We start from the raw sequence: 16,680 nt of genomic DNA on the forward strand, positions 1-16,680 counted from the left end.
AGCGTGGATGGGTTGAGCATAACGACGTCAGACTCGGTCTACATCCTGTCGAAGGGGGCGATTTTAGCAGAGCTTGTGAATGTAGCTTTTGAAGTCGAGCAGTTCCTTGCTCTGTTGTGCATCGGGCCATTTCGCGGCGAGAGAGTGACACTCAACCTCGATATGATTCATAAGGCGGAACTGATCTGGAAGCTGGGGAAACAGCACCGCTCGGGACGTTTCTCCCTCATGCCTCACCAGATGCTCGTTCCTTTGGGGAGGCATCCCGGACTCGCAAGACAAGCTTTGGAAAGATGGTTTGCTGCAAGTGAGGCGACGCGTCTGGCGCGGTGGCTGATCTTTGATGCCCTTTTTACCGAGGTGTCATCTACCTCGAAATTTCTTTCCGTAGCGCAGGCGTGGGAGATCGCTGGCCGCGAGGAGAGCAAAGCCGCCCCTTATAACAAACAGAAGTTTAAGGAGGCTTGTCGAGAAGTTGAAAAGATATTCAACAAGCAGCTTGGTGAGGATGCGGCGAAGCGGCTCTTACAACTGTTGCGCTCCAGCAATCGCGAAAGCTTTGCAAACTTCGTTCAAAATATGATCAAGAACATCCCTCAACTCGCCTTAGATCACATTTGCAAAGACCAGCCCAATTTTATTTCCGCTGTAGTCAAGACACGCAATGTGCTGACGCACATGCAGGACACGAAAAATCTACCGATTGAGTTGGCATCTTATCTATCCCTCTTTCTCACCTATAAGCTGATCGTTCTCTATTGCATTCATGCCTGCATCACGGTGGGGCTGCCCCTTGAGAATCTCGCCGGGATGCTTGGCAACAACACCATGGCACAGACAGCTTGTCGCCCTCTGCCTTCAATCTGAGTCAGTATGACGCCGACTCACGCGACCTCAATGGCTGGAAACTTCGCAATAGCATTTGCCTTTGCTTTAATGGTCACGTCTCCATAGCCCTCCGAGACATTGCGCGGCGCATGTCCTTGTATGGCATCCAGCACGCGCATCTCGACGCCCTGATCAATACCGACAGTCTTGAAACGATGCCGCCAGCCGTGACTTGGATCAACGTTCTTATCCTTCACCACCTCTCGCACGAACTCATTGACCTTGTTACGCGCCGTTTTCACCGCGTTGCGCACCCCTAGCTCACCGGCCTTGGGATCGATGAACAGATATCCACCTTTCGACTTCTCAAGGAACGCGACAAAGCCCTCCTCGATGATCTGCCGATGGAGCACGACATCACGCGCTTCGTCTGTCTTAACTGGTCCGGCCTCGGGCGTCACATGCAGCACCCACAGCTTGCCTTCGCGCCGCAAGTCCTCCTTGCGAATTTGGATCATCTCGCCCACGCGGCCACCCGTGAAGGCGCACAACCACGGCACCCACCGCTTGGCCGCCGCCAGCTTCGGACCTTCCCGGCCGGGCACGAACTCGCGGGCGTGCTTCAAGATGGCGATAGCCTCCGAATCATAGAACCCCTTGGATCGGAGCTTGCGCGACTTGCCGACCTTGATGGTGATCCCGTCGGCCGGGTTGGAAGGCAGCCGACGATTGACCACCGCCCATCCGAACACCGTCTTCATGCCCGCGAGGTCACTATCCTTCACGGTCTTCGGGCTCACGCCGCTCTGCACGCGATAGTCCTTGAAGCGAACGATGTCCTCGGGCGTCACCCGGCTCGCCGTGTCATGCTTCAGGAATGTCACGAGACGCGCCAGTGAGTTGCGATAGCTCTCATAGGTGCTCTGCTTGCGACCGGCCCGCTTGGCTTCCTTCCACCAATCCTCGACTAACCCGGTGAGGGAATTCTTGGAGGCACCCCGCTTTGGCTTTTCCTTCGGTGCATCTGCCGGGGCCTGCCATTCGGGAAAGCGAGCGGCCTGGGATCGAGCGAATAGTCTCCTCCTGCATTCCGTTGACGGCTCGCGAAGGCGTCACGCAGCGCCATCCAAAAGGCGGTGAGCAAGAGGGCACGTGACTCGCTATCCACACGACGGATGCCCTTGGTCAGCAAGAGGCGGTCCACGATAGGCCCGAGCGCCTTCTCTAATTTCTTGGCCTCGCCGTCACCAGCGACCCTTTCCCACATCTCCGTCACGGCCGCCCAGTGAGCTTCCTGCTCCTCGTGGCTTTCGGAATCCGGCGCCCAACCGACACCGGGCGTGTGGACCATGGCGACACTCCGGGCGCGGCTCTCACTGTCCGCCCACACGCGATAGAGTTCGCCTGCCAAGGCCGTCGCCTGCCGGTGGGTCAGGTGCACCGGGGCATCGTTGCGGAGCGCCTCCCAGACGGTTTCTAGATAGGCCGCCGCAAGCGCCTGACGCTTCTTAACCTCGCTGGGCTCTGCGGTGCGGATGGAAAATCGGATGGCCTGAGCGTCCTCGCTAGGCGTTACAAAAACGAAGCTGTCACCGAGCGGAATCGCGAGCGGATTGCCTATCGCCTTCGCCCGAACGTCGGCCGGAATGCGCTGCACGAATAACGGAAAGCGAGACCCATCGCGGCGCATCGGCCGAACAACCCTGAACAGCAATGTTACACCCCATTGTTACACAGTCGGGGTCAGCGCAACACTCTGTTTGGGCTTATCTATTTGGAAATGTTTAATTTCCGGAGATGTGTGGTGCCCAGGAAAGGACTCGAACCTTCACGGCCGTGAAGCCACTGGCACCTGAAGCCAGCGCGTCTACCAATTCCGCCACCTGGGCCCGGGCGGGTTAGTAAGGAACGGTCACGCGCTTGTCAAATCGCTTCATCGCCGTCCGAATACGCTGTACAGCGGGGTCACGTTGGCGTATCGCGAATCCGCTAAATCCAACCGATATCGTTCGAATTTGACCGGCAGGAATTGATCCGATGACATCGAACCTGGAAACGCTCGTGACGGTCTTTGGCGGATCGGGGTTTCTCGGGCGAAACGTGGTGCGGGCGCTGGCCAAGCGCGATTACCGGATCAGGGTGGCGGTGCGGCGGCCGGAACTGGCCGGGCACCTGCAGCCGCTCGGCCGGGTCGGACAGATCCACGCCGTGCAGGCCAATCTGCGCTATCCGGCCTCGATAGAGGCGGCGATGCGCGATTCGGCGGTCGCCATTAACCTGGTCGGCGTCCTGGCCGAGAGCGGCGCCCAGACCTTTGACGCCGTCCAGGCCAAGGGCGCCGAAACCGTCGCGAAGCTCGCCGCTGCCGCCGGCGCGCGGATGGTGCATGTTTCGGCCATCGGCGCCGACGAGAACTCCCCCTCGGCCTACAGCCGCGCCAAGGCGGCAGGCGAGAAGGCGGTGCTGGCGGCGGTGCCCTCGGCCACCATCCTGCGGCCCTCGCTGCTGTTCGGACCCGAGGATCAATTCACCAACCGCTTTGCTTCGCTGGCGCGGATCTCGCCTTTCCTTCCGCTGATCGGCGGCGGCGAAACCCGGATGCAGCCGGCCTATGTCGCCGACGTCGCGGCAGCGGTGGCCGATGCCGTCGACGGCAAGACCAAGGCGGGCGCCGTTTACGAACTCGGCGGCCCCGAAGTGCTGACCATGCGCGAGATCATGGAAGTCATTTTGAAGATTACCGAGCGCAAGCGCATGCTGCTGTCGCTGCCATGGGGGCTGGCGAAGATGCAGGCGATGTTCCTGCAGTTCGCGCCGGGCCCGCTGAAGCTGACGCCGGACCAGGTGATGCTGCTGCAGTCGGACAATGTGGTGTCCGACGCCGCCAAGGCGGCAGGGCTCACGCTCGAAGGGCTCGGCATCACGCCGGACTCGATGGAAGCGATAGCCCCGCAATATCTCTGGCGCTTCCGCGCGGCCGGGCAGTTTCAGCGCAAGAGCGCGTAGTTTTTGTAGGGTGGGCAAAGCGCAGCGTGCCCACCATTCACCTCGCGGAGGGATGGATGGTGGGCACGGCGCTTGCGCGCCTTTTCCCACCCTACGAATGCGCGTGAACCCTACTTCCCCAGCGCCAGCGCGATCAGGCCGGCGGTGCCGGCGACGACGCGCCACCACGCGAAGAACGTAAATCCGTGGCGGGTGACGTAGGTGAGGAAGGTCTTCACCACGATCGCCGCGGTGATGAACGAGACCACGAACCCGATCGCGAGGACGCCGATATGATCGGTCGTCATCTCGGCGCGGTTCTTGTAGAAATCATAGGCGAACGCGCCGATCATGGTCGGGATCGCCAGAAAGAACGAGAACTCCGCCGCCGACCGCTTGTCGCCGCCGAGCAGCATCGCTGCGACGATGCTGGCGCCGGAGCGCGATACGCCGGGAATCATCGCCACGCACTGCGCGATGCCGATCCACAGATACATCATCACCGGATAACGCGTGGCGTCATCCTCGGTCGGCTTGAGCTCGAGCTGGTCGACCCACAGCAGGATCGCGCCGCCGACGATCAGCGTGAAACACACCACCCACGGATTGAACAGCAGTTCCTTGATGTATTTGCCGACGGCCAGGCCGATGACCACGGCCGGCAGGAACGCCAGCAGCACGCCGATCACGAACCGGCGGTCGTCGGGATTGGTGAACATGCCCAGCGCAACGCGCCACAGCTTGGTAAAATACAGCATGACGATGGCGAGGATCGCGCCGAGCTGAATCAGGATCACAAAACTCTGCCAGAAGGCGCCCTCGCCAAGGCCGAAGAAGCGTTGCGCGAGCAGCATATGTCCCGTGGAGGAGACGGGGAGAAATTCCGTGATACCCTCGATGATGCCGAGAATCACCGCCTTCACTGCATCCGACATCATGGTGTGGTCCATTCTGGCTGGAAAAAGCGCGTCCTTCTCGCCTATTCCTCCCCATGCCGCAATCGCAAAAAAACGCCAAAACACCATTGTCTCGTGCGCATGCTTGGCTAGTGTCCGATTCGCATGACGCGGCTTTTATTGCCCTTTAAGGGTTCCTTGAGCGCCGCGAGCTATCCAAGGACTGCATGTACACGCTCTATCACCACCCGTTCTGCCCGCATTCGCGCTTCATTCGTCTGGTGCTCGGCGAACACGGCCTCGACCTGCGCCTGGTGGAAGAGCGGGCCTGGGAGCGGCGTGAGGGATTTCTCGTGCTCAATCCCGCCGCTACCACGCCGGTATTGATGGCCGACGGCTTTCCGCCGATTCCGGGCGCCGGCATCATCGCTGAATATCTCGACGAGACGCACGGGCTGGAAGCGGGCGACCGGCGGCTGTTGCCGGCCTCGATGGGCGAGCGTGTCGAGGTGCGCCGGCTGATGGCGTGGTTCAACGAAAAATTCTTCGAGGAGGCCTCGAACCCGCTGGTGACCGAGCGCATCTACAAGCGTTTCATGAGCGAGGAAAATGGCGGTGGGGCGCCCGCGGCCGACGTGATCCGCGCGGCCAAGGCCAATGTGCGCTATCATCTGGCCTATATCGGCTGGCTGGCGCAGACGCGGAACTTCCTCGCCGGCGACCGGCTGAGCTACGCGGACCTCGCCGCCGCGGCGCATCTTTCGGCGATCGATTATCTGGGCGATGTGCCATGGAGCGAGGACGACGCAGCAAAGGCGTGGTACGCGCGGGTGAAATCCCGCCCGTCGTTCCGTCCGCTGCTGAGCGAATGGCTGGCCGGCGTGCCGGCGTCGCGGACCTACGTGGACCTCGACTTCTGAACTCGAAACTCTCGCCAGCCGATCTGAAAAGCGCGCTCGCCCGCGAGGCGCAATCCCTCGGCTTCGACTGCATCGGCGTCACCGATCCGGAGGGGATCGGCAAGGCGGGAAAATATTTCCGCGAATTCCTCGCTGCCGGCGGCCATGGCGACATGGACTGGCTCGCGGCGCAACCCGAACGGCGGATGAACCCGCGCGTGCTGTGGCCCGGCGTCCGCTCGATCGTCATGCTCGGCGTCAACTACGGTCCCACTGAAGATCCGCTCGCGCTTCTTGCCAGGCGCACCAGCGGAGCGATCTCGGCTTACGCGCAGGGCGACGACTATCATGACGTCATCAAGAAGCGGCTGAAGGCCCTGGCGCGGTGGCTGGTTGCGGCCTCGGGCGAAGAGGTGAAGGTGTTCATCGACACCGCCGCCGTGATGGAAAAACCGCTGGCACAGGCAGCGGGAGTTGGCTGGCAGGGCAAGCACACCAATCTGGTCTCGCGCGAATTCGGCTCATGGCTGTTTCTCGGCGCGATCTACACCGCCACTGACCTGCCGCGCGATGCCGCCGACACCGATCATTGTGGCTCCTGCAACGCCTGCCAGGAGATATGCCCGACCGCGGCTTTCCCTGCGCCCTACAAGCTCGATGCGCGGCGCTGCATTTCGTACCTGACGATCGAGAACAAGGGCCCGATCCCGCGCGAATTTCGCAAGGCCATCGGCAACCGCATCTATGGCTGCGACGATTGCCTCGCCGTGTGCCCATGGAACAAGTTTGCGCAGGAGGGGCGCGAAGCGAAACTGGCGGCGCGTGTGGAATTGCAGGCGCCACGGCTTTCCGATCTCGCGCAGCTCGACGACGCCGCGTTTCGCGCGCTGTTTTCGAAATCACCGGTCAAGCGCATCGGCCGCGACCGATTCATCCGCAATGTGCTGATCGCGATCGGCAATGCGGATGATGCGTCGCTGGCGGTTGAGGCCGAGCGCTTGCTCGATGATGCAAGCCCGCTGGTGCGCGGCGCGGCGGTATGGGCGCTGTCGCAGTTGGTGGCGCGGGAGAAGTTTGACGCGATGGCCGCGAAGGCAGCGGACGCCGAGACGAATGAAGACGTTCGCGCAGAGTGGCGCCTCGCCACTGCTGCCTGCCCCTCGGCCGGACCTCTTGATTTTACGCAATGAAATCCGTCATGGTCATCAGCCATGACAAAAAACCAGCCCTTTTTCACCCACGACCGCGCCAACGACACCTTCATGCCCACGCCGGTTTCGAACGGCCCGTGGGACCCCAATTCGCTGCACGGCCGCGTCGTCATCGGCCTGCTCGCGCACGTGATCGAGCAACGCCACGGCTCCGATGATTTCGTGCCGGCGCGGCTCACCGTCGACATGTTTCGCCTGCCGAACATCACCACACCGATCGAGGTCAGGAGCAAGCAGATCCGTGACGGCCTGCGCATCAGGGTGGTGGAGGCCGAGTTCTTTTCCGGCGGCACCAGCATGGCGCGCGCCTCCTGCCAGCTATTGCGCAAGACGGAAAATGCGCCGGGCAATGTCTGGTCGCCGCCGAACTGGGACGCGCCGAAGCCGGCCGACATTCCAAAGCCGACCGATCCCCGCCTCGGCATGAACGGCAAATGGACCACGCGGCCGATCGTCGGCCACATGGGCTCGCTCGGACCACGGCGTCTGTGGATGAGCGAGGTGCGCGAACTGGTCGAGGGCATCCCGATGTCGCCCTTCGTCCATGTCGCGACCGGCGCCGACTTCGCCAGCCCCTTCGCCAATGCCGGCGACCAGGGGCTGGGCTACATCAACAGCGACGTCACGCTCTATCTGCACCGCCTTCCCGTCACGCCCTGGGTCGGCTTCGAGGTGGTGAACCATCACGCCACCAACGGCGTGGCGATCGGCGAATGCTGGCTCTATGACGAGCAGGGCCCGATCGGCACTTCGACGGTCGCGGCGCTGGCGCAGCGCAAGCCGATGGCCAAACCGCCGCCGCCGTGAGCGCAAGTGCCTTAGGCCGTCATTGCGAGGAGCGAAGCGACGAGGCAATCCATCGTCCCGCATATGCCGCGCTATGGATTGCTTCGCTTCGCTCGCAATGACGGTGGAGAGATGAGCGCTCAGGCCAGATGCCGCTTCATCTCGGGCCGCGCCTTCAGCGCCGCGCCCTGCTTGGCGACGATCTTCGTGATCCGCTCCGGCGCGAACTTCAGGTCGACAAAAGCTGGCGCGGTGTTGGCGACCTCGTGATATTCCACGATCTTCCCATCGCGCAGCCGCATGATCGCGACGCCCTCGAACATCGCCCGCGCGCCTTGCGCTTCCGGCAGCGTCGAGCGGTAGCTGAACGTGTAGCGCGCATAGAGCGTCTGGCCGTCGCTGACGGGGTCATGCATGTCCCAGCGGAAATCGGTGGCCGAGCGATAGAACCAGTCGTCGATCATGCCGGCGATTTTCGTCCGACCTTCGAACGCGCCGTAGAACACGTCGTGATAGACGCCATCCTCGGTGAACAGTTCGGCGAATGCGCGGCCGTTGCGCTGTTCGACGGCATCGCAGAAAGAGCGGAGCATGGTGGTGGCGTTCATGGCATCGTCTCCCGCTTTTCTTTCCCTCTCCCCTTGTGGGAGAGGGTGGATCAATCGCGCGGAAGCGCGATTGAGACGGGTGAGGGGTTCTCTCCGCATACACAGATCTCTCACGCGGAGAGAACCCCTCATCCGGCGGACTGCGTCCGCCACCTTCTCCCACAAGGGGAGAAGGGAAGAAGAACTCACCCCATCTCCGCCACCGCGGCCATGATGCGCGCGATGTCCTGCGGGCGGGACAGGCGGTGGTCGCCGTCCTGGATCATGGTCAGCACCACGTCCTCGGCCGGCAGCCGGTGCGCCAGCGCAAAGGCGTGCTGCCAGGGCACATCGGGATCCTGCGCGCCCTGCAGGATGCGCACGGGACAGCCGACCTCGATGGCGCTGCCGAGCAGGAGGTGATTGCGCCCCTCCTCGATCAGCGCGCGCGTGATCGGATAGGGCGTGGCGTCGCCGTATTCCGATGGCCGCATCCATACGCCCCTGGTGATGATTTCCTGCCGGATCTCGTCGGAGAAGCCGTTCCACATCAACTGCTCGGTGAAATCAGGCGCCGGCGCGATCAGCACGAGGCCGGCGAGGCTCGCTTGTTTCGCATCGCGGCTCGCGATGGCGCGCGCCAGCAGCAGCGCCATCCAGCCGCCCATCGATGAGCCGATCACGACCTGCGGCCCTTGGGCGAACTGCTCGAATACCGCAACGCTCTCTTCGAGCCAGCGTCCGATGGTACCGTCGATGAAAGCGCCGCCCGATTCGCCGTGACCGGAATAGTCGAATCTGGTGCAGGCCCGGCCGTGCTCGGCGGCCCAGGCGTCCAGCGCCAGCGCCTTGGTACCCCTCATGTCCGAATTGAACCCGCCGAGCCAGAACAGCCCCGGCCCGCTGCCGGCGCGGGCGCGCACGGCAATGCGGCGGCTTCCGTCGCCCTCTCCCACCTCGATAAAGGCCGGTTCCTGGTCGATTGCTGCTGAATTAGTCATGGATCGGTCACTCTCGCCCTGCCGCTTTGTCCGCGAGCGCGCCTGATCGGTCAAGCGCGGCCGCCGGCGCTTGCGGATCGGGCGGCCGGTCTATATTTGGCTGAGGTGACCGAAATGCCTCGCATTTGACGGTTTTCGGGCGCAGTAAGCGAGTTCGCCTTGCTGTCTTCGGCATATTGCTTCAAACTACGGCCCTTCCTTTCACAACTTTGGAGAGTTACCCATTCGCCGTCCCAACAGAGCCCCGCCCGCTGCAACCAAAGACGGGCCGCGCACCAATGATGATATCCGCAACGCGCAGATCCAGCTGATCGATCAGAACGGCACCAACCACGGAACCATCGAGACCGTGGTGGCCATCAAGATGGCCCTCGAGGCGGGCATGGATCTCGTCGAGATTTCGCCGAACAACAATCCTCCCGTCTGCAAAATTATGGACTACGGGAAGTTCAAGTATTCGGCACAGAAGAAAGCGGCTGAAGCCCGCAAGAAGCAGAAGATCGTCGAGATCAAGGAGATCAAGCTGCGGCCGATGATCGACGATCACGACTACGACGTGAAGATGCGCGCAATGCAGCGGTTCTTCGAGGAAGGCGACAAGGTCAAGATCACCTTGCGCTACCGTGGCCGCGAAATGGCGCACCAGGAGATCGGCACCAAGCTGCTGGACAAAGTGAAGGCCGACGTCGCCGAGTTCGCCAAGGTCGAGCAGGACGCCAGGTTCGAGGGCCGCCAGGTCGTGATGGTGCTGGCGCCGCGCTGATTTGGGGTGGTTGGAATGAAAGCGGCCCGTCGGATGATCCGGCGGGCCGTTTTTATTTTCGTAGCTTCCGTAGCCCGGATGGAGCGAAGCGCAATCCGGGAATCCTTGCATCTGCAGATCGACCTGCCCCCGGGTTTCGCTTCGCTCCACCCGGGCTACGCGCCTAGCTCCGCGTGGCCTGCCAGGTGCCGCTGCAGCGGTCGCCGGTGATGATGCCGCGCCAGGAGCCTGCGCCAAAGGTGCCGCCGAGCCGGCCGCCGCCGCTCGCCCTGGATGCGCCGACCGACACATTGACCGCCACCGCGCCGGCCCGGTTGACCGAGCCCGACACCCGGCCGCCACCGGCCGACGAAACCCGGCTGCCGATGACGGTGAAGGGAACGCTGTAGCCCGAGCTGCAATTGCCCCGGGTGGTGGCGAACACCACGTTCCAGACGCCGTCATAGGCCCGCATCCTGCTGCCCTTCGCCTCGGCGGCAGCGGGAACCGCGACCGCGGCCAGCGCGGCAAAAACGGGAAGCCAGCGCAGCCTGCGCAGGCGGGGAACGACGAGAGTGACGGCAATCGATCGATCGAAATGGGCCATTTTTCCTGCTCCGGGCCGGAATGCTGATGGAGATCACCGGTAGTTGCAGCACCCCCTTCCGCGGTTCATCGTTGCCTTCTGGCGTTTCCTCTGTCATAAGCCCGACCTTCATCGCCCGGCTGATCAAGGGCTGCCGTGTCGATGTCCGTGCGGGTTATTCCGCTTTCTGGAAAAACCTGAGCACTTTCAACGCTCTAACGAGCATTTTAGCCGGCACACCGCCTTCACGGGCGTTTTCGTGTTGCGGCCTTTAGGAGAGCCAAATGCCCAAGCTGAAGACCAAGTCAGGCGCTAAAAAGCGCTTCAAGGTGACTGCCACCGGCAAAGTGATGCACGCCCAGCGCGGCAAGCGCCACGGCATGATCAAGCGGACGAAGAAGCAGATTCGTCAGCTCCGCGGCACCCGCGTGCTGTTCAAGACCGACGGCGACAACGTCAAGAAGTACTTCTTGCCGAACGCCTGATCGCGTTCACGCCATCACAGCCGAGCCGCGCCCGCGCGGCGATCCCGTCACCTCATTTCTGATCAAGGATTACAGTCATGTCTCGCGTCAAACGCGGTGTGACCGCTCACGCCAAGCACAAGAAAGTCTACAAGGCCGCCAAGGGCTTTTACGGCCGCCGCAAGAACACTATCCGCGCCGCCAAGGCCGCCGTCGAGAAGGCCGGCCAATACGCGTTCCGCGACCGCAAGCGCAAGAAGCGCACCTTCCGCGCGCTCTGGATCCAGCGCCTGAACGCGGCCGTGCGTCCGTTCGGCATGACCTACAGCGTGTTCATCAACGGCCTGTCGAAGTCGGGCATCACGGTGGACCGCAAGGTGCTGTCGGATCTCGCCATCAACGAGCCGGCGGCGTTCCAGGCGATCGCCGAAAAGGCCAAGGCCGCGCTCGCGGCCTGAGGCAGCCTAGTTGGCCGCCTTGAGCGCGCGCTGCGAGTAACGCTGGGCGACCTTCGCCCGGCAGAACGCCGCGAACGAAATATACATGGTGCCTTCCTCGTGGCTGAACTTTCGGTCGCAGGCATCCTTCTCGCGCTGATAGGCCCGCTTCTGCGGCGCCTTGAGGCGGGCCAGGAAGTCGCCCTCGCATCGTGCCTCAACGGCGTCGGTAAGCCCGACGTCGCCGGTAGCGCCGCCTGAGCAGGCCGAGGCTATCTGCATGGCGCGCTTGCAGCTCGGAGCCGCCTTTATCGCCGCCGTGACCTCGTCCCTCGACTTCGCCGGACAATCTTCGGCGGCGGCCGGTGCGGCAAACGACAGAGCGAGGGCCAGAACGGCCATCCCGGGTCCAAAACGCATCTTGAGCTCCCTTGATCGAACTCATCTTGGTGCGCTGGCGCTCGAATTGGTTCACGCGCGCCCAAACCCTTAACGGGCTTTTTGCTTGACGTTTTGGCCCCCGAGCGGCGACAACCCGGCGGCCTTTTGCGAAAGAGATTTGACCGTGTCCGACCTCGCTGCACTCGAAAAGTCCGTTCTCGACGATATCGCCGCCGCCGGCGATGAAGCCGCCCTCGAAGCCGTCCGCGTCGCAGCGCTCGGCAAGAAGGGCTCGATCTCGGCGCTGCTCGCCACGCTCGGCAAGATGTCGCCGGACGAGCGCAAGACGGAAGGCGCCAAGATCAACCTCGCCAAGGACAAGGTCACCCAGGCGCTCACCGCGCGCCGCGATGTCCTGAAATCGGCCGCGCTCGATGCCCGGCTGGCCTCCGAAACCATCGACGTCACGCTGCCGCTGCGCGAGGCGCCCGCCGAGCAGGGCCGCATCCATCCGCTGAGCCAGGTCTTCGAAGAGGTCAACACCATCTTCGCCGACATGGGATTTGCGATCGCCGAAGGTCCCGATATCGAGACCGACGATTACAACTTCACCAAGCTGAATTTCCCTGAAGGGCATCCGGCGCGGGAGATGCACGACACCTTCTTCTTCAATCCGAAGGAAGACGGTTCGCGCATGCTGTTGCGCACCCACACCTCGCCGGTGCAAGTGCGCACGATGCTGAGCCAGAAGCCGCCGATCCGCGTGGTCTGCCCGGGCCGCACCTATCGCATCGATTCCGACGCGACGCATACGCCGCAGTTCCACCAGGTCGAGGGCCTCGTCATCGACAAGGGTTCGCATCTCGGCCACCTCAAATGGATCCTGCACGAGTTCTGCAAGGCGTTCTTCGAGGTCGACCACATCAACATGCGGTTCCGCCCGTCGTTCTTCCCGTTCACCGAGCCGTCGCTCGAAGTCGACATCCAGTGCCGGCGCGACAAGGGTGAGATCCGTTTCGGCGAAGGCGAGGATTGGCTCGAAATTCTCGGCTGCGGCATGGTGCATCCGAACGTGCTGCGCGCCTGCGACATCGATCCCGATGTCTACCAGGGCTTTGCCTGGGGCATGGGCCTCGACCGCATCGCGATGCTGAAATACGGCATCGCCGATTTGCGCCAGTTGTTCGAGAACGACGTGCGCTGGCTCAACCATTACGGCTTCAAGCCGCTCGACGTCCCGACGCTCGCGGGAGGCTTGAGCACGTGAGTGCTGTCCCTGAAAAATATCAGGGTTTGCGATCCTTCGCGTTCGGCGACGGGCCGAAGCTTGCCGACGAATTGCTCGACCTCGTGATCAAGGGCGTCAAGACCGCGACCTGCTCGACCGAAGACGAGCCGAATACGCCGACGCCGGGCGAGCAATGGATCGTGCGCGACGGCAGCGGCGAACCGCGTTGCGTGATCGAAACGATCGAAGTCACCTACCGCCTCTTCCCCGACGTGGACGCCGCCTTTGCCTATGATGAAGGTGAAGGCGACCGCAGCCTCGATTATTGGCGCAAGGCCCACCGCACTTATTTCGGCCGGCAAGGCAAGTTTCGCGAAGACATGATGCTGATGTGCGAACGCTTCCGGCTGGTTGAGGTTTTCTAGGAATCTACCCATGAAATTCACGCTCTCCTGGCTGAAGGAACATCTCGACACCGACGAGCCCCTGGAAAAGCTCGCCGAGAAACTCACCATGATCGGGCTCGAGGTCGAGAGCATCGAGGACAAGGCGAAGGCGCTGGCGCCGTTCTCCATTGCCCGGGTGATCTCGGCCGAGCAGCATCCGAATGCGGATCGCCTGCGGGTCTGCATGGTCGATACCGGCAACGGGGCTGCGCCGGTGCAGGTCGTCTGCGGCGCGCCAAATGCGCGCGCCGGCCTCGTCAGCGTGTTTTCGCCGCCCGGCACCTTCATCCCCGGCAAGAACATCACGCTCGGCGTCGGCACCATCCGAGGCGTCGAGAGCCGCGGCATGCTGTGCTCGGCGGCGGAGCTCGAGATTTCCGAGGACCATGACGGCATCATGGAGCTGCCGGCCGACGCGCCTATCGGCAAGGGCTATGCCGAATGGGCCGGCCTCGGCGATCCCGTGCTCGAAATCAACCTGACCCCGAACCGCCAGGACTGCACCGGCGTGCACGGCATCGCGCGCGACCTGTCCGCTGCCGACATGGGCAAGTTGATCGACCCCGGCATCAAGCAGATCAAGGGCGAATTCCCCTGCCCGGTGAAGGTGTCGGTGGGAGATGCCACGCTGTGCCCGGGCTTCGCGCTGCGGCTGGTGCGCGGCGTCAAGAACGGTCCCTCGCCGGAATGGCTGCAGAAGCGCCTGACCTCGATCGGGTTACGGCCGATCAACGCGCTGGTCGACATCACCAACTTCATGACCTACGACCGCGCCCGTCCCTTGCATGTGTTCGACGCGAAGAAGGTCACGGGCAATCTCACCGTGCGCCGCGCCAAGGACGGCGAAAGCCTGCTGGCGCTCGACGGTCGCACCTACACGCTCGACCCCTCAATCTGCGTGATCGCGGATGAGCATGGCGTCGAATCGCTCGCCGGCATCATGGGCGGCGAGACCTCCGGCTGCGACGAAAACACGACAGATGTGCTGATCGAATCGGCGCTATGGAACGAGATCAACATCGCCCAGACCGGCCGCAAGCTCGGCATCAATTCGGACGCGCGTTATCGTTTCGAGCGCGGCGTCGATCCGGCCTTCATGGTGCCGGGGCTCGAGCTTGCGACCAAGCTGGTGATGGAGCTCTGCGGCGGCACGCCGTCGGAGACCGTCGTCGTCGGCAATGCTTTCGGCGACGACCGCATCATCGATTTCCCGCTGAGTGAAGTGAAGCGCCTCGCCGGAATTGAAGTGCCGCTGGTCGAGATGCGGCGCATCCTCGTCCATCTCGGCTTCATGGTCGCCGGCAACGGTCCGGTGGTGAAGATCGCTGTCCCCTCCTGGCGCACCGACGTGCACGGCAAGGCTGACATCGTCGAGGAAGTGGTCCGCATCGTCGGCGTCGACAAGGTGCCAATGACGCCGTTCGAGCGCGGCGACGACGCGCGCAAGCCGGTGCTGACGACGATGCAGAACCGCATCCGCCGCGCCAAGCGTGCGCTGGCGGCGAGCGGCATGGTAGAGGCCGTGACCTGGTCGTTCATCTCGAAGCCGCATGCCGAGATGTTTGGCGGCGGCCAGGCGGAGCTTGTGCTCGCCAATCCGATCGCGTCCGACCTCTCCGACATGCGGCCGAGCCTGCTGCCGGGCCTCGTCGCCGCGGCGCAGGCCAACGCCAATCGCGGCTATCAGGATGTCGCGCTGTTCGAAGTTGGTCAGGTGTTCAAGGGTGATAAGCCCGAGAACCAGTTCGTCGCCGCATCCGGCGTGCGCCACGGTTTTGCCTCTGCAAACGGCATGGGCCGGCACTGGTCCGGCTCGGCCATGACCGACGCACTCGACGCCAAGGCGGATGCGTTCGCGGTGCTGGCGGCCGCAGGCGCGCCGATGCAGGCGCTGCAGATCGTGCCGGGCGGGGCGAGCTGGCTGCATCCGGGGCGTTCCGGCACCATCCAGATCGGGCCACAGAACGTGCTCGGCTATTTCGGCGAACTGCATCCGCGCACGCTGGAAGCGCTCGGCGCCGACGGCCCGTTGATGGCGTTCGAGGTGATCCTCGACCGCATTCCCGACGCCAAGAAGAAGCCGACCCGCGCCAAGCCGGTGCTCGAACTCTCCGCGTTCCAGCCGGTGTCGCGCGATTTTGCCTTCATCGTCGATCGCACCGTCAAGGCCGGCGACATCGTTCGCGCAGCGCAAGGCGTCGACAAGAAGCTGATCACGGACGTGTCCGTATTCGACGTCTATGAAGGCAAGGGCATCGATCCCGACAAGAAGTCGGTCGCGATCGCCGTGACGATCCAGCCGCGCGAGAAGACCCTGACCGATCAGGAGATCGATGCGGTGGCGGCGAAAATCGTGGCCGAGGTGACGAAGAAGACCGGCGGCACCTTGCGGGGATGATGCCGCATGAGTCCCGCGGCGCTCATTCCGGCTGACATCAGCCTCAACGCGGCGATGGCGATCTGCGTGGTCGCCTTCGTCTCGGGAACGGCGCGGGGATTCTCCGGGTTCGGCTCGGCGCTGATCTTCATGCCGCTCGCGAGCTCGATCGCCGACCCGCGGCTCGTCGCAGCGCTGCTTTTGCTCATCGACTTCGTCGCGGCCGCGCCACTGCTGCCGAATGCGTGGCAAAAGGCCGATCGCAAGGCGACGGCGGTCATTGTGACAGGCGCCTTGATTGGCGTGCCGATCGGCACTTATTTCCTCAGCCGGCTGGAGCCGGTGACGACGCGCTGGATCATCTCCATCTTCGTGTTCGGTCTGCTGCTTCTATTGCTCTCGGGCTGGCGCTACCGCGGCAAGGACCACGCGGCGATCGCGATCGGCATCGGAGGACTATCAGGCTTTTGCAGCGGCCTGGCCCAGACCGGCGGTCCGCCGATCGTCGGTTACTGGCTCGGCCGCCCGATTCCTTCCGTCATCGCGCGCGCCAACATCGTGCTGTTCTTCGGCGCGTCGGATTTCTTCTCGGCCGTCAGCTACGCCGCAACCGGACTGATCACGCTGGATGCGATCAAGTTCGCGTTCGTGGTCGGCCCGGTCTACGCCTGCGGCGTCTGGTTCGGCGCCTCGCTGTTCGGCAAGGCCAGCGAAACCGTGTTCCGCGCGATCTGCTACGTGTTGATTGCAGCCGCAGTGATTTTTGGATTACCCGCGCTGGACGGCGTGCTGCGATAAACTCGGGCTCGTAGGGTGGGCAAAGCGA

19 protein-coding genes and 1 tRNA gene are annotated in these 16,680 nt (G+C 63.2%); 12 read left to right on the top strand and 8 right to left on the bottom strand.

The window, feature by feature from the left end; translation table 11 throughout:
* On the top strand, positions 1-867 hold an 867-nt coding region (locus CQ12_RS44860), incomplete at its 5' end, for a HEPN domain-containing protein (protein WP_198164063.1).
* Positions 868-884: 17 nt separating this feature from the next.
* Here the strand turns inward: CQ12_RS44860 and CQ12_RS45955 are convergent.
* From CQ12_RS45955 to CQ12_RS03770, 3 genes are all read right to left on the bottom strand, one after another.
* Positions 885-1,712, bottom strand: coding sequence for a tyrosine-type recombinase/integrase (locus CQ12_RS45955; RefSeq protein ID WP_488225998.1), 828 nt, complete (start codon positions 1,710-1,712; stop codon positions 885-887).
* An 83-nt stretch (positions 1,713-1,795) separates the two neighbouring features.
* Positions 1,796-2,542 (bottom strand): hypothetical protein, encoded by a 747-nt coding sequence (locus tag CQ12_RS45965; protein ID WP_245309721.1) that lies wholly within the window; start codon positions 2,540-2,542, stop codon positions 1,796-1,798.
* A gap of 88 nt (positions 2,543-2,630) precedes the next feature.
* Positions 2,631-2,717: transfer RNA gene (locus CQ12_RS03770), tRNA-Leu, on the bottom strand.
* Between the two features lie 148 nt (positions 2,718-2,865).
* Here CQ12_RS03770 and CQ12_RS03775 point away from each other — a divergent pair.
* Complete coding sequence (locus tag CQ12_RS03775) at positions 2,866-3,834, top strand: complex I NDUFA9 subunit family protein (protein ID WP_057834026.1); 969 nt, start codon at positions 2,866-2,868, stop codon at positions 3,832-3,834.
* 110 nt (positions 3,835-3,944) lie between these two features.
* Here CQ12_RS03775 and CQ12_RS03780 read toward each other — a convergent pair whose 3' ends face one another.
* Positions 3,945-4,751 (bottom strand): undecaprenyl-diphosphate phosphatase, encoded by an 807-nt coding sequence (locus tag CQ12_RS03780; RefSeq protein ID WP_057834049.1) that lies wholly within the window; start codon positions 4,749-4,751, stop codon positions 3,945-3,947.
* A gap of 185 nt (positions 4,752-4,936) precedes the next feature.
* Between CQ12_RS03780 and CQ12_RS03785 the strand changes: the two genes are divergently transcribed.
* From CQ12_RS03785 to CQ12_RS03795, 3 genes are read left to right on the top strand one after another with little or no spacing between them, the layout of a single operon-like run.
* Positions 4,937-5,629: a glutathione S-transferase family protein gene (locus CQ12_RS03785; protein ID WP_057834027.1), complete on the top strand. Its 693-nt coding sequence runs from the start codon at positions 4,937-4,939 to the stop codon at positions 5,627-5,629.
* On the top strand, positions 5,578-6,798 hold the full coding sequence (gene queG / locus CQ12_RS03790; protein ID WP_057834028.1) for a tRNA epoxyqueuosine(34) reductase QueG: 1,221 nt from the start codon (positions 5,578-5,580) through the stop codon (positions 6,796-6,798). Before CQ12_RS03785 ends, queG begins: the two co-directional genes overlap by 52 nt.
* Positions 6,799-6,819: 21 nt before the next feature.
* A complete protein-coding gene (locus CQ12_RS03795) occupies positions 6,820-7,626 on the top strand; it encodes an acyl-CoA thioesterase domain-containing protein (protein ID WP_057834029.1) in 807 nt (268 codons plus the stop codon).
* Positions 7,627-7,745: 119 nt separating this feature from the next.
* On the opposite strand, the gene CQ12_RS03800 is transcribed toward CQ12_RS03795, so the two are convergent.
* Both CQ12_RS03800 and CQ12_RS03805 read right to left on the bottom strand, forming a co-directional pair.
* Positions 7,746-8,213, bottom strand: a complete 468-nt coding sequence (locus tag CQ12_RS03800) for a nuclear transport factor 2 family protein (RefSeq protein WP_057834030.1) — start codon at positions 8,211-8,213, stop codon at positions 7,746-7,748.
* A 185-nt stretch (positions 8,214-8,398) separates the two neighbouring features.
* Positions 8,399-9,193: an alpha/beta hydrolase gene (locus CQ12_RS03805; protein WP_057834031.1), complete on the bottom strand. Its 795-nt coding sequence runs from the start codon at positions 9,191-9,193 to the stop codon at positions 8,399-8,401.
* Between the two features lie 223 nt (positions 9,194-9,416).
* Between CQ12_RS03805 and infC the strand changes: the two genes are divergently transcribed.
* Positions 9,417-9,956: a translation initiation factor IF-3 gene (infC, locus tag CQ12_RS03810; protein ID WP_057834032.1), complete on the top strand. Its 540-nt coding sequence runs from the start codon at positions 9,417-9,419 to the stop codon at positions 9,954-9,956.
* Between the two features lie 163 nt (positions 9,957-10,119).
* Here the strand turns inward: infC and CQ12_RS03815 are convergent, their stop codons facing one another.
* On the bottom strand, positions 10,120-10,542 hold the full coding sequence (locus CQ12_RS03815; protein WP_057834033.1) for a hypothetical protein: 423 nt from the start codon (positions 10,540-10,542) through the stop codon (positions 10,120-10,122).
* A gap of 263 nt (positions 10,543-10,805) precedes the next feature.
* On the opposite strand from CQ12_RS03815, the gene rpmI reads away from it, so the two are divergent.
* The gene (gene rpmI, locus CQ12_RS03820) at positions 10,806-11,006 is read left to right on the top strand and encodes a 50S ribosomal protein L35 (RefSeq protein WP_008539890.1); all 201 of its coding nucleotides are present in this window, start codon (positions 10,806-10,808) and stop codon (positions 11,004-11,006) included.
* A gap of 77 nt (positions 11,007-11,083) precedes the next feature.
* The gene (gene rplT, locus CQ12_RS03825; protein ID WP_057834034.1) at positions 11,084-11,443 is read left to right on the top strand and encodes a 50S ribosomal protein L20; all 360 of its coding nucleotides are present in this window, start codon (positions 11,084-11,086) and stop codon (positions 11,441-11,443) included.
* Between the two features lie 6 nt (positions 11,444-11,449).
* Here rplT and CQ12_RS03830 read toward each other — a convergent pair whose 3' ends face one another.
* Complete coding sequence (locus CQ12_RS03830; RefSeq protein WP_063799669.1) at positions 11,450-11,842, bottom strand: hypothetical protein; 393 nt, start codon at positions 11,840-11,842, stop codon at positions 11,450-11,452.
* 145 nt (positions 11,843-11,987) lie between these two features.
* On the opposite strand from CQ12_RS03830, the gene pheS reads away from it, so the two are divergent.
* Genes pheS through CQ12_RS03850 form a run of 4 tightly spaced genes read left to right on the top strand, consistent with a single transcriptional unit; the run spans position 11,988 to position 16,652 of the window.
* Positions 11,988-13,070: a phenylalanine--tRNA ligase subunit alpha gene (gene pheS / locus CQ12_RS03835; protein ID WP_057834050.1), complete on the top strand. Its 1,083-nt coding sequence runs from the start codon at positions 11,988-11,990 to the stop codon at positions 13,068-13,070.
* Entirely contained in the window at positions 13,067-13,456 is a 390-nt protein-coding gene (locus tag CQ12_RS03840) for an ASCH domain-containing protein (protein ID WP_057834036.1), read from the top strand. Before pheS ends, CQ12_RS03840 begins: the two co-directional genes overlap by 4 nt.
* Before the next feature lie 10 nt (positions 13,457-13,466).
* Positions 13,467-15,875, top strand: a complete 2,409-nt coding sequence (gene pheT, locus CQ12_RS03845; RefSeq protein ID WP_057834037.1) for a phenylalanine--tRNA ligase subunit beta — start codon at positions 13,467-13,469, stop codon at positions 15,873-15,875.
* A gap of 6 nt (positions 15,876-15,881) precedes the next feature.
* The gene (locus CQ12_RS03850; protein ID WP_057834038.1) at positions 15,882-16,652 is read left to right on the top strand and encodes a sulfite exporter TauE/SafE family protein; all 771 of its coding nucleotides are present in this window, start codon (positions 15,882-15,884) and stop codon (positions 16,650-16,652) included.
* Positions 16,653-16,680 lie beyond the last annotated feature (28 nt).

Origin of the sequence: Bradyrhizobium jicamae (assembly GCF_001440395.1) — a bacterium.
Lineage (GTDB): Bacteria > Pseudomonadota > Alphaproteobacteria > Rhizobiales > Xanthobacteraceae > Bradyrhizobium > Bradyrhizobium jicamae.